The 22564-nt window shown below is 35.5% G+C and carries 16 protein-coding genes; 9 read left to right on the top strand and 7 right to left on the bottom strand.

Annotated features, from left to right (window positions below; translation table 11 throughout):
- Positions 1–123 precede the first annotated feature (123 nt).
- Together OZP09_RS14115 and OZP09_RS14110 are read left to right on the top strand one after the other, a co-directional pair.
- Complete coding sequence (locus OZP09_RS14115; RefSeq protein ID WP_269234385.1) at positions 124–609, top strand: hypothetical protein; 486 nt, start codon at positions 124–126, stop codon at positions 607–609.
- A 62-nt stretch (positions 610–671) separates the two neighbouring features.
- Entirely contained in the window at positions 672–989 is a 318-nt protein-coding gene (locus OZP09_RS14110) for a 2Fe-2S iron-sulfur cluster-binding family protein (protein WP_269234384.1), read from the top strand.
- 51 nt (positions 990–1040) lie between these two features.
- On the opposite strand, the gene OZP09_RS14105 is transcribed toward OZP09_RS14110, so the two are convergent.
- From OZP09_RS14105 to OZP09_RS14090, 4 genes are all read right to left on the bottom strand, one after another.
- Positions 1041–1577: a hypothetical protein gene (locus OZP09_RS14105; RefSeq protein WP_281309553.1), complete on the bottom strand. Its 537-nt coding sequence runs from the start codon at positions 1575–1577 to the stop codon at positions 1041–1043.
- A gap of 114 nt (positions 1578–1691) precedes the next feature.
- Positions 1692–2681, bottom strand: coding sequence for an aspartate-semialdehyde dehydrogenase (locus tag OZP09_RS14100; RefSeq protein ID WP_278011906.1), 990 nt, complete (start codon positions 2679–2681; stop codon positions 1692–1694).
- A gap of 170 nt (positions 2682–2851) precedes the next feature.
- On the bottom strand, positions 2852–3235 hold the full coding sequence (gene mscL / locus OZP09_RS14095) for a large conductance mechanosensitive channel protein MscL (protein WP_269234382.1): 384 nt from the start codon (positions 3233–3235) through the stop codon (positions 2852–2854).
- Positions 3236–3304: 69 nt separating this feature from the next.
- Positions 3305–5773 carry a bifunctional UDP-N-acetylmuramoyl-tripeptide:D-alanyl-D-alanine ligase/alanine racemase gene (locus tag OZP09_RS14090; protein ID WP_269234381.1) on the bottom strand — a complete coding sequence of 823 codons (2469 nt, stop codon included), beginning with the start codon at positions 5771–5773 and terminating at the stop codon, positions 3305–3307.
- A 131-nt stretch (positions 5774–5904) separates the two neighbouring features.
- Between OZP09_RS14090 and OZP09_RS14085 the strand changes: the two genes are divergently transcribed.
- Positions 5905–6510, top strand: coding sequence for a hypothetical protein (locus tag OZP09_RS14085; protein ID WP_281309552.1), 606 nt, complete (start codon positions 5905–5907; stop codon positions 6508–6510).
- Here the strand turns inward: OZP09_RS14085 and OZP09_RS14080 are convergent.
- Positions 6505–7203, bottom strand: a complete 699-nt coding sequence (locus OZP09_RS14080; RefSeq protein ID WP_269234379.1) for a porin family protein — start codon at positions 7201–7203, stop codon at positions 6505–6507. The genes OZP09_RS14085 and OZP09_RS14080 overlap by 6 nt on opposite strands.
- Positions 7204–7410: 207 nt before the next feature.
- Here OZP09_RS14080 and OZP09_RS14075 point away from each other — a divergent pair, with 207 nt between their 5' ends.
- From OZP09_RS14075 to OZP09_RS14060, 4 genes are all read left to right on the top strand, one after another.
- Entirely contained in the window at positions 7411–7764 is a 354-nt protein-coding gene (locus OZP09_RS14075; protein ID WP_281309551.1) for a hypothetical protein, read from the top strand.
- 142 nt (positions 7765–7906) lie between these two features.
- Positions 7907–10114: a TonB-dependent receptor gene (locus tag OZP09_RS14070; protein WP_269234378.1), complete on the top strand. Its 2208-nt coding sequence runs from the start codon at positions 7907–7909 to the stop codon at positions 10112–10114.
- A 130-nt stretch (positions 10115–10244) separates the two neighbouring features.
- The gene (locus tag OZP09_RS14065) at positions 10245–12332 is read left to right on the top strand and encodes a prolyl oligopeptidase family serine peptidase (RefSeq protein WP_432419435.1); all 2088 of its coding nucleotides are present in this window, start codon (positions 10245–10247) and stop codon (positions 12330–12332) included.
- 364 nt (positions 12333–12696) lie between these two features.
- The gene (locus OZP09_RS14060; RefSeq protein ID WP_281309549.1) at positions 12697–13692 is read left to right on the top strand and encodes a Gfo/Idh/MocA family protein; all 996 of its coding nucleotides are present in this window, start codon (positions 12697–12699) and stop codon (positions 13690–13692) included.
- A gap of 398 nt (positions 13693–14090) precedes the next feature.
- On the opposite strand, the gene OZP09_RS14055 is transcribed toward OZP09_RS14060, so the two are convergent.
- Both OZP09_RS14055 and dnaE read right to left on the bottom strand, forming a co-directional pair.
- Positions 14091–15029 carry an outer membrane beta-barrel protein gene (locus OZP09_RS14055; protein ID WP_269234376.1) on the bottom strand — a complete coding sequence of 313 codons (939 nt, stop codon included), beginning with the start codon at positions 15027–15029 and terminating at the stop codon, positions 14091–14093.
- Between the two features lie 177 nt (positions 15030–15206).
- The gene (dnaE, locus tag OZP09_RS14050; protein ID WP_281309548.1) at positions 15207–19748 is read right to left on the bottom strand and encodes a DNA polymerase III subunit alpha; all 4542 of its coding nucleotides are present in this window, start codon (positions 19746–19748) and stop codon (positions 15207–15209) included.
- 667 nt (positions 19749–20415) lie between these two features.
- On the opposite strand from dnaE, the gene leuC reads away from it, so the two are divergent.
- Positions 20416–21810: a 3-isopropylmalate dehydratase large subunit gene (gene leuC / locus OZP09_RS14045; RefSeq protein WP_281309547.1), complete on the top strand. Its 1395-nt coding sequence runs from the start codon at positions 20416–20418 to the stop codon at positions 21808–21810.
- Positions 21811–21915: 105 nt separating this feature from the next.
- Complete coding sequence (leuD, locus tag OZP09_RS14040) at positions 21916–22512, top strand: 3-isopropylmalate dehydratase small subunit (protein ID WP_269234374.1); 597 nt, start codon at positions 21916–21918, stop codon at positions 22510–22512.
- The last annotated feature ends 52 nt before the right edge of the window (positions 22513–22564 follow it).

Raw genomic sequence — 22564 nt, 5'->3', positions numbered from 1 at the left:
TATGTTAAAACACATGTTTTTTTACGATTTTAATAAAAAATAATCAAAAGATTTAAGAGATTCTGTTAAGAAATTGATACACATTTAACTTAAATTTGTAACAAACCCCTTAAATCATAAATCATGAAAAAATATTACATACTTTTTATATTATTGTTTTCAGTAGCTGCAAATTATGCACAACAAAGTCCAGAAACATTACTTGTTGATAAAGCTTGGGTAAACGATTCAGAAGAATGGTCTGATTATACTTATTCAGGAAAAATTGTATTTTCTATCAATCATCAAAGTGAAGAAGGGAGTCTTAGAATTGGTAATTACGATTTTTTATATGATTTTTGCGAAGGAAAAGCAAAGTTCTCAAATAAAATGGCTTATAGCACAGCAGATTTCTCACATCCGAGAAAACTATCTGCAACAACAGATAAGCAAGGAGTTTTAAATTCCACTTATGAAGGTACTTTAATTTTCCAAATGGATAAAGATTATTATTCCGTAATTGTTATAGTAACTTTATTAGAAAAAGGTGGAAATATATTGGGTGCTAAGATGCATCTCAAAGAAAACAGCAGAAAAGAATACGCTTTTACATTAAAATCAACTAATTAATAAATATTTTAGAATTTGTTCTGTTTATCAAATTCTAACTAAATAAATTCCAATAGTTTAAAATGGATGTATTAATAAAGATTAAAGACCGAGAAGGAGTTATACACGAATTACAGGCTCCAACTGATATGGCAATGAATATAATGGAGTTATGCAAAGCATACGAACTTCCTGTTGAAGGAACCTGCGGCGGAATGGCCATGTGTGCTTCCTGCCAGTGTTATGTTTTAAATGATGTTACCTTACCAGAAATGGGAGATGATGAAGAAGCCATGCTTTCGGAAGCCTTTTATGTTAAATCAAATAGCCGCTTAGGATGTCAGATCCCAATTACTACTGAATTAGACGGACTGGAACTTGAACTGGCTCCTGAATATTAAAAATCCTAAGAAAGCGAGAATTATGTTCTCGCTTTCTTATTATCATAATTTCTAAATTAACAAATCCTGAATTTTTTTAGAATTAATAGTCAAAGCTTTAATTTGGTTCAAGAGTTCATCGTAATCAGACAAAAAACTTACTGAGGCAATTTTATTTATTAGCAACTTAAATATATTATAATCTTCATCAGTAAATTCTATTACCAAGTTTTCTAAAAAATCATTTTCATTTAAAATTATCTTTTCCAGAAGGTCAAGTAAAATTTTTTTTGAATTTTTTGGTTTAACATTTCGTCTAAAATCATCAAATAGAACAAAAAAAGTTTCTAATGCTTGTTCTTCATTACCATAACTTTCCGCCAATATTATGTTTCTCCAGCCAGCTGTGGATTCTGAACGCAAATAATAATTTGCAACAAAATCATGAAATAAATGAAATTCGGGTTCCAATCTTTCATTCTCTTTACAACCAACTTCATAGCCTTTTACATGAAAGTATAATGCAGAAAGTGATTTTTCTCCGACAGTCATCATTATTCTTGTCTTCATTAAATCAATATACTCGTATAAATTTTTAATCTGCTTCATATTTAATTAGATTTTTAAACTTAAATAAAAATCATTTCCTTTTCAACAAAAAAACCGTAATCACTATTCGTAATTACGGTTTTTTTTCTATAACAATTTTTGTAACCTCAGTGTTTATACCAAACCTGCCTGAATTAAATATTCAGCGATTTGAATTGTGTTTGTTGCAGCACCTTTTCTTAAGTTATCAGCCACAATCCACATGTTTAATGTATTTGGCTGGCTTTCGTCACGACGGATTCTTCCAACAAAAACTTCATTTTTACCTTCTGCAAATAAAGGCATCGGATAAGAAAAAGCATCCAGATCATCCTGTACCACTACTCCATCTGTATTTTGTAAAATTTCGCGAACTTCTTTTACATCAAAATCATTAGTAAACTCAACATTTACAGCCTCACTATGACCTCCAACAACAGGTACACGAACTGCAGTAGCCGTAACTCTGATCGTATTGTCTGAAAGGATTTTTTGAGTTTCACGAACTAATTTCATTTCTTCTTTCGTGTATCCGTTAGCTTCAAAACTATCACATTGTGGAATTGCATTTCTGTGAATTGGATATTTATATGCCATATCTCCTTCAACTCCTGCGTACTCATTTTCTAATTGTCTTACCGCTTTAACACCTGTACCAGTGATCGATTGATAAGTAGAAACAATGATTCTTTTGATGTTATATTTTCTATGCAACGGAGCCAAAGTCAATACCATCTGAATCGTAGAACAGTTTGGATTGGCAATAATTTTATCTTCTTTAGTTAATGATTCTGCATTAATTTCAGGAACGATTAATTTTTTAGTCGGATCCATTCTCCAGGCAGATGAATTGTCGATTACCGTTGTTCCTGCAGCAGCAAATTTTGGAGCCCACTCTAATGAAGTGTCACCTCCTGCAGAGAAAACAGCAATATCCGCTTTTAAATCAACCGCAGTCTGCAAACCAACCACTTTGTATTTTTGTCCTTTATATTCGATTTCCTTCCCTACAGATTTCTCTGAAGCAACAGGAATTAATTCTGTAACCGGAAAATTTCTTTCTGCTAAAACTTTCAACATTATTTCGCCAACCATACCGGTGGCGCCTACAACCGCTATTCTCATTTTTATATTTTTTATTATGAATGTTCTAATTTAGATTGCAAAAGTAAGGATAATAAAAAGGAATACAATTCTATTCACAAAAAATAACAAATTGTTACAAATTAAACAAAATAAAAAGACCGCCTCTTTAGAAGGCGGTTAAGTTAGACTTAGTGTAGCGGTATATTGTATTATTGTTTATTTTTCAAAAGATCTCTAATCTGCGTAAGCAATTCTTCCTGAGTTGGTGCTGCTGGTTGATTCGGTGCCGGCTCTTCTTTCTTTTTAAGATTATTTAATCCCTTAATAATCAGGAACAAAACAAAAGCAACAATTATAAAGTTAATTACGGCCGAAAGAAACATTCCGTACTTTACACCACCAAAAGCAGTAAGATCCTGAATTTTTTCTAAATGTGCCGCTTCCAGAGCTGGTTTTAATACTAAAGGTGTAATTACGTCTTCGATAAATGAGCTTACAATCTTACCAAAAGCAGCTCCAATAATTACAGCAACAGCAAGGTCAACTACATTGCCTTTCACTGCAAATGCCTTAAATTCTGAAAAAAATCCCATATCTGATTTGTTTAGTTTTTAAATAAATGAATATCGAAAATACGTAATTTTCTTCAAAATTCCTTTATTCTATCTAAAAAACACCCTTTTTACGCGTTGTGAAATGCTGGTCAGAATTTCATAAGGAATCGTTTTTAAAGCATCTGCAATTTCTGTTACGGCCGGGCTTTCCCCAAAAATGATAACCGAATCCCCTTCTTTACAATCAATTTCGCTAACATCAACCATCAGCATATCCATGCAGACGCTTCCCACAATAGGTGCTTTTTGATTCTTAATTCTAATGTAGCCTACTCCATTTCCCCATAATCTCGAAATGCCGTCTGCGTAACCAATTGGAATCGTAGCAATTTTGGTTTCTTTCTGAGCCATAAATCTACGCCCGTAACCAACGCTGTCTCCTGCTGGAATGGTTCGAACCTGTGAAATAATCGATTTTAAAGTTCCAACATTTTCCAGGTATTTTTGTTCTGAAGAGTCGTTTGAAACTCCGTAAAGGCCAATTCCTAAACGCACCATGTCATATTGTGCATCCGGAAAATTACTAATTCCAGAAGTATTCAGTATATGACGGATCGAATTTACACCTAATTCATTTATTAATTTTGAAGACAGTTTTTCGAATAATCTGATCTGTGACATTGCAAATTCATAATGCTGCATGTCATCGCTCGTTGCCATGTGCGATAAAATACTCTGAATACGAACGGTTGAATTTCCTTTTAGCATATCAATCAATTCATCAATTGTATTTTCTTCAAAACCCAGACGATGCATTCCGGTGTCGAGTTTGATATGAATAGGAAAGTCTTTTAAATTCTTTTCACGGGCAATTTTCAAAAAAGCATTTAAGCCTTTCAAACTATAAATTTCAGGCTCTAACTGATATTGAATAATGGATGCAAAACTGGTTGATTCCGGATTTAAAACCATAATAGGTAATTTGATTCCACCGTTTTTCAGCGAAATTCCTTCATCGGCGAAAGCCACACCCAAATAATCCACTTTATGATGTTCGAGCAATTTGGCTATTTCCAGCCCTCCGTTTCCATAGCCAAATGCTTTAACCATGACCATTATTTTGACATCATGAGCTAATTTCGATTTAAAGAAATTCAAATTATGACTAATGGAATTCAGATTGATTTCAAGAATTGTCTCATGGGTTTTTTCTTCCAGCAAAGACACGATTTCTTCAAACTGAAAAGACCTTGCCCCTTTTATTAAAATCGTTTCATTGGCAAAATTCAGATTTTCAAAATCGGCAATAAACTCTGCAGTATTTTGATAGGTGATACAATTTGAAAACTTATTTTTAAATAACGAAATCGTAGAGCCAATTCCAATAACCCGATTGACTTTGTTATCAGCGATTAATTGCGCTACTTTTGAATATAATTCTTCGTTTGAAAATCCGCTTTGAAAAATATCTGATAAAATAACCGTTTTAGACGCATTCTTTTTTTGGCTTTCCAGAAAATCCAACGCTATTTTTAGAGACTGAAAATCGGAACTGTAACTATCATCAATAATACTGCAGTTATGGATTCCGTTTTTCACTTCCAGACGCATTTCTACCGGATACAATCCCTGAATACGATCTTGAATCGTTGCAGCATCATATTGAAAATTAAGCAAAACCAATAAACACGAAATGGCATTTTCTAAAGAGGCCGAATCGCTAAAAGGAATTTGCAGATTGTAATCCTCTTTTTTAAATCGGTATCGAATGCTTGTGGTTTCTTCCTTATTTTCTTTTTTCAGAATAAAAACATCCGCTGATTCATCTGTGTAACTCCATGAAAAAAGCTTTCTGGGATGCAACATGTATTCTGCGGCAAATTGGGATAAACAGGAATCGACAATTTCATTTTTCTGATAAATAATAACGGGTGAATCTTTGAACAAAAGCAGTTTTTCATCGATTTTTTGTACCAAATTCACAAAGCCTTCATCGTGAGCTGTTCCTATATTGGTGAGCACTCCAATGGTAGGTTTAATGATTTCTTCCAGTTTATCCATTTCATTAACGGTCGAAATTCCGGCTTCAAAAATACCCAGATTATGTTTTTCGTTAATTGCAATTACTGAAAGAGGCACTCCAACCTGCGAATTATAACTTTTAGGACTTCTGATAATATTATAATCTGGGCCGAGTAAAAAATTGAGCCACTCTTTTACTATTGTTTTTCCGTTGCTTCCGGTTAATCCGATTACAGGTATATCAAAATGATTTCGATGATAAGCAGCAAATTTCTGTAGCGCTTCCAGAGTAGATTTTACAACTAAAAAATTAGCTTTTCCAACACTATTTTCAGGAATATATTGGACTACAAAATTCTGCACACCCTTTTCTATCAATTCTAAAATATAAGAATGTCCATCATTATTGACGCCCGTTAATGCGAAAAACAAGGTTTGCGAACCATTTTGAAGTGAACGGCTGTCTATAGAAATATGATCAACAAAAACGGCGGCATCTGAGCCAGTCCAATCGGCATGCAGGACCGATACAAGGCTTTTTAAATTTACGCTCATTAGAAAAATTCTTTTTTTCAAATTTAAACATTAAGCCCGAAAAGAGTTGTAGTTTTCTTAAAAAATAAATGGTTAACATAAAGCTATTTATATTTCATTTATATTTGTTGAAGACCTCAAATTACAGTGTTTTGAAAAAATTACTTCCTATATTCTCTTATATATTGCATCCGGTTTTTATTCCGATATATGCTGCATTATTTTATCTTTTTTATAAAGGGGATGTCTTTAGTATTCAGGAAAAATATTTCGTTTTATTTCAGATCCTGATTATTACTTTTGTCGTTCCGATATTGTTTTTTTTATTGCTAAAATCAACCGGAAATATAAAATCAATAATGATTCCGGATACATCTCAGCGGATTATTCCGTTAACTCTGCTTTGCTTTTTATTAATATTGCTCGTAAAAAGGAGTATTGTAATAAGCCGTTATCCCGAACTACATTTTTTCTTTCTGGGCGGATTATTCAGTACTATTTTTGCTCTTATTTACGCTATTTTTAAGATAAAAGTCAGTTTACACATGATGGCCATAAGTGGTTTTGCTGTTTTTGTGATTGGGCTCAACATGCATCTTCAGCTGCATAATCCGTACTGGCCCGCTTTTTTAATTTTGCTGACCGGAATTGTGGCATCGTCACGCCTGGAAATGAATGCACATACGTATAGAGAGCTGATAATAGGCTTTTTCGTTGGAATTATTCCTCAGGTTTTATTTTTGTATTTGTGGCTATAAAATATAAAAAATAAGACCAAGGCTCATCGTTTTCACCTTGACGTCTTCTCCGGAAACAGTTTTAACATCTTTGAACAAAGGATTTAGCCCATAGTAAAAATAAACATTCCAGGTGTTATAACCAGCAGAAAGTGTCGCCCCATACTGAAGTTTATTGATGTCTGGATTATTATGGATTATGTATTTGTTTTCACCATCATCAACCACAGATTTACTGTCTAAAATGTAGCTAAATTTAAGTCCTGTATAAATCCTCCAGAACTTATGACTCTCATAAGTCGAATTTCTCCATCTAAATTCTATCGGGAGGTCTACCGAATACTGTCTGTATTTATTTGATACAAATTCATTGTAATCGTTTACTCCGTAAATTAATGCTCCATCATTGCTTTTAGAAATGGTGAGGTTCTGAAAATAATTCTTATAAGTGAAACCAAGACCTGTAGCAACTGCAACTGTCCTGTTTTTGTTAATTGGCATATCTCTCAAAAAACCCGCAGAAATCCCGGCAGAAAATTTATTCTGCTTAAGACCTTGTGGAGCCTTAGAAAAAAGATTATAACCAACAGAAAAATAAAACTGATCTTCTCTGTACAAAGAATCGATTTTAACAGGTTTAATTTCAGGTTTTTCTTCCTGCGAAAAAACATTACAAAACGATATCAGAAATAAACAACTAAAAAATAATCGCATAGTGTGTTTGAATTAATAGAATTTCAAATAAACGTTTTTGGGGATTATTTATTTGACACACAAATATAATATAATGATTGTTTATGAAGGGCTACAATGCTAATTATTCCGTTTTTGCCTTACATTAAAATATTCTGTTGCACTATTTTCAATAAAAAGCGTTAAAGTCAAACATTTTTATATTTGCTTTTATACCTTTGCATCATAATGAAAAGAAGACAGCTCATAACCGGTTTTTCTTTGGGATTGATGGTATTGTTCTCAATATTATTTCAGTCGATACACAGTTATGAACATATCTCGCAACAGCTTTCTGAAAAAAAATGTCATCATAATTATAATGACGCAAATGGCGAAATCACGCATCAGCATCATAACGATGACTCTTGTTTTATCTGTAATTTTTCTTTTGGAAGCTACATTGCTCCTGAAAATTTTATATTTCAGTTTTTCAATAATCATCAGGAAATCCCTTATTTCTTTGGATTTTCAGAAAGTATTATTTCCTTTTCCGGAAGTCTTTACGCTCTTCGCGGGCCTCCTTTCGCTATAGCATCTTAAATTTCGATTATTCGAAAAACACAGTTTTAACTGAATTCAAAACTCAGTTAAGTTTTCTGGTTTTCATTACTATGGAAATTCAGCAGACTTTACCCTATTTGATTCCGTTTAAAAAATCCATTAACTATAGCAATCATTTCAAATGAAAAAATTTATAATTGCCCTTATTTTAGGGTTGTCGGGCATCGTTTCTGCTCAAAATTCGGTTTCAGGAACTGTAACTGACAATCAAAATAATCCGTTGCCGGGTGTTTCAGTTTACGCTCCCGAATTGCATAAAGGAACTACAACAGACGAGAACGGAAAATATGAATTAAAGAATCTTCCAAACGGAAATTTACGACTTGCTTTTTCTTATGTAGGTTATGCTAATCAAAATAAAACCATTGTTAAACTGGTAAAAGAAAATACATTAGACATTATACTTTTAGAATCCATTTTAGAAATGGATGAAGTCGTGGTTTCTACTCCTTTTAACAAACTGCAATCGCAAAACGTGATGAAAATTGATCATGAAAGCATTAAAACATTACAGCAAAAAGGAACTTCAACCTTAATCGAAGGGCTGGCGACAATTCCGGGAGTTTCTCAGATTTCTACAGGAACTTCTATAGGGAAACCCGTAATCCGCGGATTGAGCGGCAATCGTGTTTTAGTCTATTCACAAGGTGTCCGTATCGAAAACCAGCAGTTTGGGGATGAACATGGACTAGGGCTAAATGATGCCGGAATCGAAAGCGTAGAGGTAATCAAAGGTCCGGCTTCTTTATTGTACGGTTCTGACGCTTTGGGAGGTGTTTTATATTTCAATCCTGAAAAATTTGCAGATGCAGGTGATTTTAAAGCTAATTTCAGTCAAAAATATTTTACCAATACACAGGGAAGCAATTCCTCTATTGGATTAAAAACCTCAACAGACAACTGGAAATTTCTTGCCCGTGGAAGCTTCAACACCCACTCTGACTACAAAATTGCTGATGGCGACCGTGTGACCAATTCACGCTATAATGAAACTGACTTTAAAACCGGAATCGGGTACAGCAATTCCACTTTTTCAAGCGTTTTACGTTATAATTACAATAAACTGGACATCGGAATTCCGGAAGATGGAATCGCAGAGCAATCTTCGAGCAAGGAAACCCAATTTCCCAGACAGGGGATTTTCAATCATTTGTTTAGTTTAAACAATGTGATCTTCTTTGAAAACTCAAAACTGGATGTTGATCTGGGTTACATCTCCAATGACAGAAGCGAATTTGAAGACAGCAATGAAGCATCTTTACACATGAAATTGAATACTTTCAACTATAATATAAAATACCATTTTCCAAAATTCGGTAAAATTGAAACCATTTTAGGAGTTCAGGGAATGCATCAGACTAATAAAAATTCTGGAGAAGAATATTTAATTCCGGATGCGACAACGAACGATTTTGGCATTTTTGGAACGGCGAATTATGAATGGAATAACAGTGTTTTACAAGCCGGATTACGTTTTGACAACAGAAATGTTACGTCAATTGCACACGGAACAGAAGGTGAAGAAGGTTATTTTTTACCGCTTGACAAATCTTTTGACAGTTTTAATGCTTCTTTGGGATATAAAACAAAATTAGCAGAACCGTTAACCCTTCGATTAAATGTAGCTACCGGATTTAGAGCGCCAAACCTGGCAGAACTGACTTCAAACGGTGTTCACGAAGGAACCAACCGTTACGAAATTGGAAATGCTAATTTAAAAACCGAACAAAATGTTCAGACTGATCTGAATCTGGAATATAAAAATTCACATTTTGAGTTTTTTGTAAACGGATTTTACAATCACATAAACAATTACATTTACACTTCGCCAACAGGAGATGTTTTAGATGATAATGATGTTTTTGCCTACGTTCAGGATAATGCACAATTATATGGTGGCGAAGTTGGGCTTCACTTTCACCCGCATCCATTAGACTGGCTGCATTTTGAAACCAGCTTTGAAACCGTAACCGGTAAAAAGGACAATAACGATTACCTGCCTTTAATTCCTGCCAATAATTGGAATAACACATTAAGAACCGAATTCAACATCAAAAACTGGTTAAGCGAAGGTTTTGCTTCCTTAAATGTTTCTTCGACTTTTGATCAGGATAATGTGAGTGGTTTTGAAACCGCTTCAAAAGGATACACTTTGGTCAATTTAGGCTTTGGAGGAACTGTAAAACTGGGTAAAACTGCTTTTGATATAAACCTGAACGGAAATAATTTATTCGATAAAAAATATATTGCGCACCTTTCGCGCTTAAAAACAGACGGTATTCCAAACATTGGACGAAATATTGTTTTAGGAATAAATTTCAATTTATAACATTTTTAAACACATAAAAGCATAGATTTATACCGGTAACTTTGTGCTTTTATGTGTTTGATATTTTTAAACAAAATTTCCTATTTTTGTTACAAACACAAAAAACGCTATGAAAAAAACATTTCTAATAATGGCAATAACTACAGTAGGAATTTCTTCCGGTCAAAGTAAAATTAAGTATCCCGAAACTAAAAAAGGTGAAACTGTTGATGTTTATTTTGATACCAAAGTAGCTGATCCTTACCGCTGGCTTGAAGATGATAAATCAGAAGAAACTGGTTCCTGGGTAAAAGCACAAAATGAAGTAACGTATGCCTATCTTAATCAGATTCCGTTTCGCGATGCTTTAAAGGCAAGAATGGAAAAACTTTGGAATTACGAAAAAATAGGCGCTCCTTTTAAAGAAGGAAATTTTACCTACTATTTTAAAAACAACGGACTTCAGAACCAATCGGTTGTTTACAGGAAAGACAAAAGCGGTAAAGAAGAAGTTTTTTTAGATCCGAACACCTTTTCTAAAGACGGAACAACTTCGCTGGGAGGACTGAATTTTTCAAAAGACGGATCAAAAGCCGCTTATTCCATTTCCGAAGGAGGAAGCGACTGGAGAAAAATAATTATAATTGATGCTCTTTCGAAAAAAGTTTTGGAAGACACTTTAGTCGATGTAAAATTCAGCGGCATTTCATGGTATAAAAACGAAGGTTTTTACTACTCCAGCTATGACAAGCCAAAAGGAAGTGAATTGTCTGCCAAAACAGATCAGCATAAATTATATTTCCACAAATTGGGAACTTCCCAAAAAGATGATAGAGTAATTTTTGGAGCCGATCAAAAAAGAAGATATGTTGGAGGTTATGTTACTGAAGACAATAGTTATCTGGTGATTACAGCAGCCAACTCTACTTACGGAAATGAGTTGTACATTAAAGATCTTACCAAACCAAAGAGTTCGATTGTTACGATTGTGGACAACTTTAACAGCGACAATAGTATCATAGAAAACGAAGGAAGCAAATTATTTATCGAAACCGACTTTAATGCACCTAATAAACGTGTTGTAACGGTTGATTTTAGCAATCCAAAACCAGAAAACTGGAAAGATTTTATTAAAGAAACTAAAGACATCCTGTCTCCTTCAACCGGCGCAGGGTATTTCTTTGCCAATTATACAAAAGATGCTGTTTCATTTGTACAGCAATACGATTACAGCGGAAAATTAGTGCGTGAAATCAAACTTCCTGCTGTGGGATCTGCAGGCGGATTTGGCGGTAAAAAAGAGGAAAAGATTTTATACTACACCTTTACCAATTATACCACTCCGGGGAGTATTTATTCTTTTGAACCAAAATCAGGGAAATCTGAAATTTATCAGAAACCAAAAGTAGATTTCAAAAGTGAAGACTACGAATCTAAACAAGTTTTTTATACTTCAAAAGACGGAACCAAAATCCCGATGATTATTACCTATAAAAAGGGAACCAAATTAGACGGTAAAAACCCAACAATCCTTTACGGTTATGGAGGATTCAATATTAGCTTAACCCCGGCTTTCAGTATTGCAAATGCAGTTTGGCTAGAGAATGGAGGCGTTTATGCCGTTGCCAATTTACGAGGCGGCGGTGAATATGGGAAAAAATGGCATGATGCCGGAACCAAACTTCAAAAGCAAAATGTATTTGATGATTTTATCGCTGCTGCGGAATACCTAATTGCTCAAAAATATACCTCATCTGATTATCTAGCCATTCGCGGAGGTTCAAACGGAGGTTTATTAGTTGGGGCCACTATGACACAGCGTCCTGATTTGATGAAAGTAGCTTTACCAGCAGTTGGCGTTATGGATATGCTTCGTTACAATGCCTTTACAGCAGGTGCAGGATGGGCTTATGATTACGGAACTTCTCAGGACAACAAAGAGATGTTCGAATACTTAAAAGGATATTCTCCTGTTCACAACGTTAAAAAAGGAATACATTATCCTGCAACAATGGTCACTACCGGAGATCATGATGATCGTGTGGTTCCTGCTCACAGTTTCAAATTCGCTTCTGAATTACAGGAAAAACAAACGGGAGACAATCCGGTTTTGATTCGTATTGATGTAAAAGCAGGCCACGGAGCAGGAAAATCTGTTGCGGCTACGATTCAGGAAAATGTAGATATCCAGGCGTTCACGCTTTACAATATGGGTTTTAAAGCATTGCCTTCTAAGTAAGATTTAGATCTAAATTTTTTAGCCACGACCCGAGCGATAGCGAATAGGCGAAGCAATTCACGAATTAATTTTCTGAATATCGTGGCTTTATTTTTTGTTTCACGCAGATTCTGCAGATTTAGGCAGATATGATTATTAAAAAATCTGCGTGTATCTGCTTAAATCTTTTCAGATCTGCGTGAAATTAATTCGTGGTTAACTTTTTTTGCTCAATATTATTCTCACGCAGATTTAGCAGATAGGCAGATTTTTTTACACTATGAATCTGCAAAATCCGCAGAATCTGCGGGAGAAATAAATTCGTGGAAATTCGTGCAATTCGTGGCAAACCTTTTTTAAATTTGAGAAACTAAAAAAACAAACCATGAAAATTATAAAATGGGGAATCATAGGTTGTGGAAACGTAACCGAAGTTAAAAGCGGTCCGGCATTTCATAAAGCACCAAACTCCGCTTTAGTTGCCGTTATGCGAAGAGATGCAGCACTTGCCGAAGATTACGCCAAACGCCACAATGTTCCGAAATGGTATTCTAAAGCGGAAGATTTAATCAACGATCCTGAAGTTGATGCCGTTTATATTGCTACTCCTCCATCTTCTCATAAAGAATATACGATTTTGTGTGCCAAAGCCGGAAAACCGGTTTATGTTGAAAAACCTATGGCGCTTACTTTTGAAGAATGCAACGAAATGATCAGCGTATGTAAAGAACATAATGTTCCGTTGTTTGTGGCCTATTACAGAAGGGCTTTACCACGGTTTTTAAAAATCAAAGAAATAATCGATCAAGGAAAGTTAGGAAATATACGCCATGTAAATTGTATTTTATACCATCCTTTTGAAGAACGTTATGATGATGAAATCAATCTCCCGTGGACAGTTTTACCACACATTTCAGGAGGTGGAATCTTTGTTGATCTGGCTTGCCATACCTTGGATTTTCTGGATTTTGTTTTAGGTCCGATAAAGTCTGTACGAGGACATGCTACTTCCCAGTTAAAAGCCTACCCTGCCGAAGACGCTGTTTCAATGTCTTTTCTGTTCGAAAATGGAATCCACGGTTCCGGATTATGGAATTTCGCCAGTTTTGAACGTTATGACAATACCGAAATTGTGGGCGACAAAGGCAAAATAGCATTTTCAACTTTCGGAGAAGATCCCATCCTTGTTGAATATGCAAATGGAGAAAAAGAAACCATCACAATCGAAAATCCGCTACATATCCAGCAGCCTTTTATTGAAACTGTCATGGAAGAACTTTTAGGTAAAGAAGGATTTTCTCCTTCAAGAGGAACATCAGCAGCCAGAACAACCTGGGTTATTGATCAGGTTTTGAAGGAATTTAGAGAGTCTTCTAAATAATTGTATGTTTTAGATTTGAATTGTCTCCTGCTTTAGCTGGAGGTATATTTTTAAAAGAATTTTAGAAGGCTTTAGCCAAACACATAGTTTGGCTAAAGCCTTTTTTTTAAATCCATTTTATTAACCTCCGGCTAAAGCAGGAGGCAATTCATCCTAAAATCTGTGTCGATAGTTTTACAAGTTAATACGAATCAGTTTGTGATTTCTCCTTACGACGAAATCACACTCTATATTCAACAAAGATTAATGATAATATACTTTACAAAGTTTCTAGTGTGATTTGCTTCGCCTGTTCGCTATCGCTCGAGTCTCGTTCCTCGAGATGACAAAAATGAGCATAAAAAAAAGAGGATGTTCTTTCGAATATCCTCTTTTATAAACTATAAAAGCAGAATAAATTATAGGCTATATTTAAGACCTAAAGTTAATCCTAAACCTGAAATCCCAATATATGAGCTAATATCATCAGTTGCTTTTGTATTATCAAAACCACCTGGATTAGTTAACATACTATTAGAATTTGCATCAATTTTGTCAACATAATTAACATGATTAGCAGAATATGAAGCTGTTCTAAAGCTTGTTGTAGTATTTAATTTATCTACTCCATTTTCAGTATAAACCTCTGTTTCTTTTGTTTTTCCGTGTACTGTAAAGTTACGGTATTCTATTTCTCCAAAAACTGAAATATGTTTTCCCAACTTATAAGATGTACCTAATGCTGCCATAAATCCAACTGTCGGATTTGGTTTAACTACATCTTTTGTATAAGTATTTGTTACTCCTGCCGGAGTAGTATATGCCCTTGTAGTTTCAATTGTCAAATTTCCATGAACTGGAACAATTACACCTACTTTTGTATAAGGTTCAAAACCATTAGATTCCCCCAAAAATAAAACTATTGCAGGAGCTAAATCATATGCTTCAATTTTACCTACCGCATCCCCGGTAGCATAAATTGGAATATTAGCAGGATTTGGCACTAATATATTGGTTGTTTGCACCATGGTTTTCTCCCTGCTATTAAAGTAGTTAAATCCTAACTCAACACCTAAGCGTGGTGAAAAACGATATCCTGCGGTTAAACCTGTACGAAATCCTTCTCCAAATGATCCATGATTAGTTTCTCTTGAAAGTAATGTAGTTCCATCTGCGGCATACACATCCGTGTTAGGTAATCGACCATTTACAGTTGGAAACTCCGTAGCGGCTGTCTGAATGAAGTAAGATCCACCCAATTTAAAATACCAGCTTTCCGGTTTATCTGCACTTTCTGACTGTGCCATTGTGGCCAGGGAACAAATCATTAATCCGATTAAAAATAAATGCTTTTTCATAATTTTCTTTATTAATTTCACACAAACATAAAATAAATTAGATATCTTTTTTTACAGCATTCCCACACTGTTTTATCATAACTGTCAATTTACAAATTATTCACGAAAGAATCTACTATGCGCGCATAATTTTAACCAAAAAAGAATATTATTAATTAAATTTTAACTGTTAAATTTTTAGTTGAGTTTAAAATTAACCTGCATTTTTTCTAATTCCTGCAGCAATTCTGTCGAAATTTTAACTTTAAGCCTTCTGCTTGGCATTGTCAATTTGGTTACTACTTTTATTTCTTCGACTTCTGTTACTTCTTTTATTTTAGTATCTTCAAGAACAACATCCCCATCATCATTTTCATCTGTAAAAACGGTATCGTCTGTTTCTTCAAACTCATTGGCTGTTTCAACCTCAACCATACGCTTGATTTTTTCAAGTTCCATGATTTCAAAAGTCACCGAATTATCTCCTTTATAAATATTAAACAGGTTACTTAATTTATGAATAAACTCTGTTTGCAAGTCTTTAATATTGAGCAGTAAAATCAATTTTTTAGCAAATGCTTCCAAAACATCCTGTAACTGTCTTACTTCAACAAACTGCAATCTCGGCTCTGATTTTTTTCCAGTATCATGATTGACCCAGCCGTCTTTAATCAATACCTTAATATGGGCAAAATTATTCTGAATCAGGAAATGGCGGAATTTAAGGTACTCTTCGTTAAATATCCGGAACTCATAACTTTCATCATAGCCTTCGAGAGTAAACATCGCCCACCCCTTTCCGTTTTTAGAAATTCTATGCTGTACATTATTGATAATTCCGGCAAAGGTTAGATTTTTCCCTACATACTGCTCCATGTTTTTCAATGCTTCCAGTCTCGCATTACAGAAGTATTTCATTTCAAATTTAAAATCATCAAGCGGATGTCCGGAAATATAGATTCCGACAACTTCTTTTTCTTTAGCGAGTTTTTCCATCGTACTCCAGTCTTCACATGGCGGTACAACAGGTTCTGCAATCTGTACTTCACTTGTTTCTCCGAACAAACTTACCTGCGATGAATTTTCATTTTCCTGAAACTTATTTCCGTAGCGCATTGCTTTTTCGTAGAACGTAATTCCGTCACCATCGTCGTGGAAATACTGTGCCCTTGTTGTTCCTTCAAAAGAATCAAATCCTCCTGCTAATGCTAAATTCTCAATCGCTTTTTTATTGGCGGCACGCAAATCAATTCGTTTTGCCAGATCAAAAATTGATTTATACCTACCGTCTTTTCTGCTTTCAACAATGGTTGCAACAGCTCCGGAACCTACGCCTTTAATCGCCCCCATTCCGAAACGTACCGCATAATCATCATTTACCGTAAATTTATAGTACGATTCGTTTACACAAGGGCCTAAAACCTGTAATCCCATACGTTTACATTCTTCCATGAAGAAAGAAACCTGCTTGATATCGTTCATGTTATTCGAAAGTACCGCCGCCATATATTCTGCAGGATAATGCGCTTTCAAATAAGCTGTTTGGTAGGCAATCCACGCATAACAAGTCGAGTGCGATTTGTTGAAGGCATAACTCGCAAAGGCTTCCCAGTCTTTCCAGATTTTCTCTAAAACCTTTGCATCATGACCTTTTGCTGATGCCTGCTCAACAAACTTCGGCTTCATTTTATCCAGTACGTCTTTTTGTTTTTTACCCATCGCCTTACGCAAGACGTCGGCCTCACCCTTTGTAAATCCTGCTAAAGACTGAGACAAAAGCATCACCTGCTCTTGATAAACCGTAATTCCGTAGGTTTCTGATAAATATTCGGCACAGGCATCTAAATCGTATTTGATTTCTTCATCACCATTTTTTCTTCGAACGAAAGAAGGAATATATTCCAAAGGTCCAGGACGATAAAGTGCATTCATCGCAATTAAATCCCCAAAAACCGTTGGCTTCAGATCTTTCATGTATTTCTGCATTCCAGGTGACTCGTATTGGAAGATTCCAACCGTTTCACCTCTTTGGAAAAGTGCATATGTTTCAGGATCATCAATCGGAAAAGTATCCGGGTCAAGATCAATTCCTGTTCTGTATTTTACCAGTTTTACGGTATCTTTTATCAGCGTAAGGGTCTTCAGACCCAAAAAGTCCATTTTCAGCAATCCGGCACTTTCTGCAACCGAGTTGTCGAACTGCGTTACATATAAATCCGAGTCTTTTGCAGTCGTTACGGGAACGTAATTCGTAATATCCGACGGCGTAATGATTACCCCGCAGGCGTGAATTCCCGTATTACGCATCGAACCTTCGAGTATTTTTGCCTGCTGAATGGTTTCCCCTGCGAGATCTTCTTCATTAGCAATCGCAATTAATTCCTTCACCCGGTCAAATTCCTCAGACGATTTTAAAGCTTTTTTAACCTCATCTTCACTCTCAGAAATAAATCGTGCCAGATTCCACTTTCCTGGCATCATCGCAGGAATCAGTTTAGCAATCCTGTCGGCTTCAAATAAGGGTAAATCCAGTACACGAGCGGTATCACGAATGGCTGATTTGGTCGCCATTTTACCATATGTGATAATCTGCGCTACCTGTTTTTGACCGTATTTATTGATTACATATTCCATTACACGTCCACGACCCTCGTCATCAAAGTCGATATCAATATCGGGCATCGATACACGGTCAGGATTTAGGAAACGCTCAAAAAGCAAATCATATTTAATTGGGTCAATATTGGTAATTCCGAGACAGTATGCAACGGCAGATCCGGCTGCAGAACCACGTCCAGGTCCTACCGAAACGTCCATTTTTCTGGCCTCGGCGATGAAATCCTGAACAATCAGGAAATAACCCGGGTATCCTGAATTCGAAATTGTCAATAATTCGAAATCCAGACGTTCCTGAATCGACTCGGTAATTTCGCCGTACCTTCTTTTAGCACCTTCCATGGTAAGATAACGCAAATAAGCATTTTCACCTCGAACACCATTGTCTTTTTCATCTTCCGGATCAACAAATTCTTCCGGAATTTCAAATTTTGGAAGCAATACATCGCGGTAAAGAGAATAAGTTTCTACTTTATCGACAATTTCCTGAATGTTGATAATCGCTTCCGGCAAATCGGCAAATAGTTTTTTCATCTCGTCTTGCGACTTGAAATAGTATTCCTGATTTGGAAGTCCATAACGGTAACCACGACCACGACCAATTGGCGTTGCCTGTTTTTCACCGTCTTTTACACACAATAAAATATCGTGCGCATTGGCATCTTCTTTATTTAAATAATAGGTATTGTTGGTCGCAATTAATTTGACATTGTGTTTTTGCGAAAACTCAATCAGCGTTTTGTTTACACGATTTTCATCTTCCTGATTGTGTCGCATCACTTCCAGATAGAAATCTTCGCCAAATTGTTCCTTCCACCAAATTAAAGCTTCCTCTGCCTGATTTTCACCGATGTTCAGAATTTTACTCGGAATCTCTCCATATAAATTCCCAGACAAAACCATGATATCGCCTTTGTATTGCTCTACAATATTTTTATCAATTCTCGGAACATAGTAGAAACCATCTGTATACGCAATCGAAGCCATTTTAGCCAGATTGTGATAACCAGCTTTGTTTTTAGCCATTAAAACAACCTGATAACCATTGTCCTTTTTGCTTTTATCTAAATGGTTTTCGCAAATATTGAATTCGCAACCCACAATGGGCTTAATTTCAGTTTCGGTTGGTTCCTCTCCTGCTTCAACTAAAGCTTTGTTTTTGGCAGAAGCTCCTTTATTGTGGTTCATAACAGCACTCACAAAATGGAAAGCACCCATCATGTTTCCGGTATCGGTCATGGCAACAGCCGGCATTCCATTTTTGGCTGTAGCCGAAACAATATTTCCAATTCCGATAGTTGATTGAAGAACTGAAAATTGAGTATGGTTATGCAAATGCGCAAATTTTGCTGCTTTGAAATCCGCTTTATCTTCTTCTGAAACAACCGCTTCCCTTCCTTCTCCGGCTAAAGCTTTAAGCTGCTCCCTGATTTTATCAGAAGCTGCTTTTAAATTGATGTGTTTTAAACCAATAAGCCGAAATGGCTGCGGATTTCTTTCCTGAAAATCTTTGAAATACTCTTTCGGAACGTCTAACTCCTCTTTGGTAAAAATTTCTCTTCTTACCAGTTCCAGGAAACAACGCGTTGTTGCCTCAACGTCGGCAGTTGCGTTGTGCGCTTCCGCGAAAGGAACATTGAATAAATATTCGTGTAATTCAGTTAAAGTAGGAAGCTTAAATTTCCCTCCACGCCCTCCGGGAAGTTTTAATAATGAAGCCGTAACTTCGGTACAGGTATCTAAAACAGGCATTGAACTCATTTGAGATTCAACTCCCATTCTATGAAATTCAGCACCCATAATATTAACGTCGAATCCTAAATTCTGACCAACGATAAATTTGGTTTTGCTTAAGGCAATATTGAATTTCTCCAAAACTTCGGCCAGCGTGATTCCATCGGCTTCAGCCAGTTCAGTCGAGATTCCGTGAATACGTTCAGCATCATACGGAATATTAAATCCTTCTGGTTTTACCAAATAATCCTGATGCTCGATAAGCTGACCCATTTCGTCGTGAAGCTGCCAGGCAATTTGTATACAGCGGGGCCAGTTATCAGAATCTGTAATTGGTGCATCCCAGCGTTTTGGTAATCCGGTTGTTTCGGTATCGAATATTAAGTACATATATTTTTATAGAAAAGTCAAATTTTAAAATCCTAAATTCCAAGCCTTTCATATTGTAAACATTTGACAACATGAAACATAATAAAATATAAAATGAAAACTGGAAGGAATTCAAATTTACGCTTTTTTTGGTAGACAGAAAATGGAAATTTCAAGTAAAAGAGATTCTTATGAAGATATCAGGTTTTATCTTAAAATATATAAAATTTGATAAAATTTCGCTTTTTGGATGTCGTAGTATTCAGGTGTTTTATTGAATCTAAATAACCAAGAAAAAACAGCTCAAAAAACACCAAAAAATCAAAAAAACAAGCTTTATGAAAAGAAATCAAAACTAATAATTATTACTATTTTAATCCGATTTGTTACATTTTTTTTAATTAAACAATACATTTTATAGGGTTTTTGAAATAAATTTGCAAACTATTAAAATTAAAACCAATTAAGTAAAATTTAGGCTTAAAAAGGAATTTCAAAATCAGTTCCTGTATCATTATTCCGTCAAAACAGATTGCACAAAAGCACATTTTTAATTTGTTTTTGGTTTGGGCATCGTATATAATGAAATATTAAAATTGACGATTTTGTATCTTTTTTTACTTTTGTTTTGCTATTATATGAACAGGAATGCTGTGATTATATAAATTACAATTAAAAAAAATAAAAAATGAGTAAGACATTATTTGACAAAGTATGGGATTCACACGTTGTGCGTAAAATTGAAGATGGACCAGATGTGTTTTTTATTGACCGTCATTTCATTCATGAAGTTACGAGTCCTGTTGCTTTTTTAGGATTAAAATCAAGAGGCGTTAACGTTTTATACCCGGAACGTACTTTTGCAACTGCTGACCACAATACACCAACCATAAACCAACACCTGCCTGTTCAGGATCCTTTATCTGCGAACCAGCTGAAAGCTCTTGAAGACAATGCAAACGAATACGGAATTTCGCACTGGGGATTAGGTCACCAAAAAAATGGAATTGTACACGTAGTTGGTCCTGAAAACGGAATTACTTTGCCAGGCGCTACTATTGTATGTGGAGATTCGCATACGTCTACTCACGGTGCTTTTGGAGCTATCGCTTTTGGTATCGGAACCTCTGAGGTTGAAATGGTGCTTTCTACGCAATGTATCATGCAGCCTAAACCAAAGAAAATGCGTATCAACGTAAACGGGCAACTTAGTAAAGGAGTTGGACCAAAAGACGTTGCGCTTTATATTATTGCTCAATTAACTACTTCTGGAGGAACTGGTTACTTCGTTGAATACGCTGGTAATGTTTTTGAAAACATGACTATGGAAGGCCGCATGACAGTTTGTAACTTAAGTATCGAAATGGGTGCTCGTGGAGGAATGATTGCTCCTGACCAAACTACTTTCGATTTCTTAGAAGGAAGATTATACGCTCCAAAAGGAGAAGCCTGGACTAAAGCTGTTGAATACTGGAAAACACTTAAAACGGATGCTGATGCTGTTTTTGATGCTGAATTAAACATCAAAGCTGAAGACATCGAACCAATGATTACGTATGGTACTAACCCTGGAATGGGAATTGGTATTACAAAACATATTCCGAACGCTAAAGAAGTTGAAGGCGGTGAGGAAACTTACAAAAAATCGTTAGCTTACATGGGCTTCAACGAAGATGACGTAATGATTGGAAAACAAATCGATTACGTTTTCTTAGGAAGCTGTACAAACGGACGTATTGAAGATTTTAGAGCTTTCGCTGAAATTGTAAAAGGAAGAAAAAAAGCGGATAATATTACCGCTTGGTTAGTTCCTGGATCTCACGTAGTTGAAGCACAAATTAAAGAAGAAGGAATTTTGGATATTTTGACAGAAGCTGGTTTCGTATTACGTCAGCCTGGATGTTCTGCTTGTTTAGCCATGAACGACGATAAAGTTCCTGCTGGAAAATATGCAGTAAGTACTTCAAACAGAAACTTTGAAGGTCGTCAGGGTCCTGGTTCCAGAACGCTTTTGGCAAGTCCAATTATGGCAGCAGCAGCAGCGGTAACAGGAAAATTGACTGACCCGAGAGAATTGTTCTAGTCAATTGCAATAACAATTTCAAAAATCAATTAAAATTGTTTTTAGATTAAAAGATTCTCGCTTTCGGAAAATCTAAAATCTAAAATCCAAAAATCTTAAATTAAAATGGCATACGATAAATTTAATATATTAACCAGCAGCGCAGTGCCGTTGCCAATTGAGAACGTAGATACAGATCAAATTATTCCAGCTCGTTTCCTGAAAGCTACAAAACGTGAAGGTTTTGGAGACAACCTTTTCAGAGACTGGAGATACAATAGCGACGATACCCCAAAAGCAGATTTCGTTTTAAACAACCCAACTTACAGCGGAAAAATCCTTGTAGGAGGAAAAAACTTCGGTTCTGGATCTTCTAGAGAGCACGCTGCATGGGCAGTTTACGATTACGGATTCCGTGCTGTGGTTTCTTCTTTCTTTGCTGATATCTTCAAAGGAAACTGTTTGAATATTGGTGTTTTACCAGTACAAATCAGCCCTGAATTTTTGGAAAACATTTTCAAAGCTATCGAAGCTGATCCAAAAACAGAATTAGAAATCAATCTTCCGGCTCAGACTATTACTTTATTGTCAACAGGTGAACAGGAATCATTTGCGATCAACGGATACAAAAAGAACAATATGATCAATGGGTTTGATGATATTGATTATTTACAAAATATTAAGGAAGATATCAAAGCTTTCGCTGACAAGCTTCCTTACTAAACACAACCAACTCAAATGCAGTTATGTAAGTTTCAATTCTTAAGTTGGACTT

The sequence above is a fragment of the Flavobacterium flavigenum genome, assembly GCF_027111255.2.
Lineage (GTDB): Bacteria > Bacteroidota > Bacteroidia > Flavobacteriales > Flavobacteriaceae > Flavobacterium > Flavobacterium flavigenum.
The sequence above is the reverse complement of the archived record's forward strand: the minus strand, read 5'-3'. Positions and strand labels throughout refer to the sequence as shown.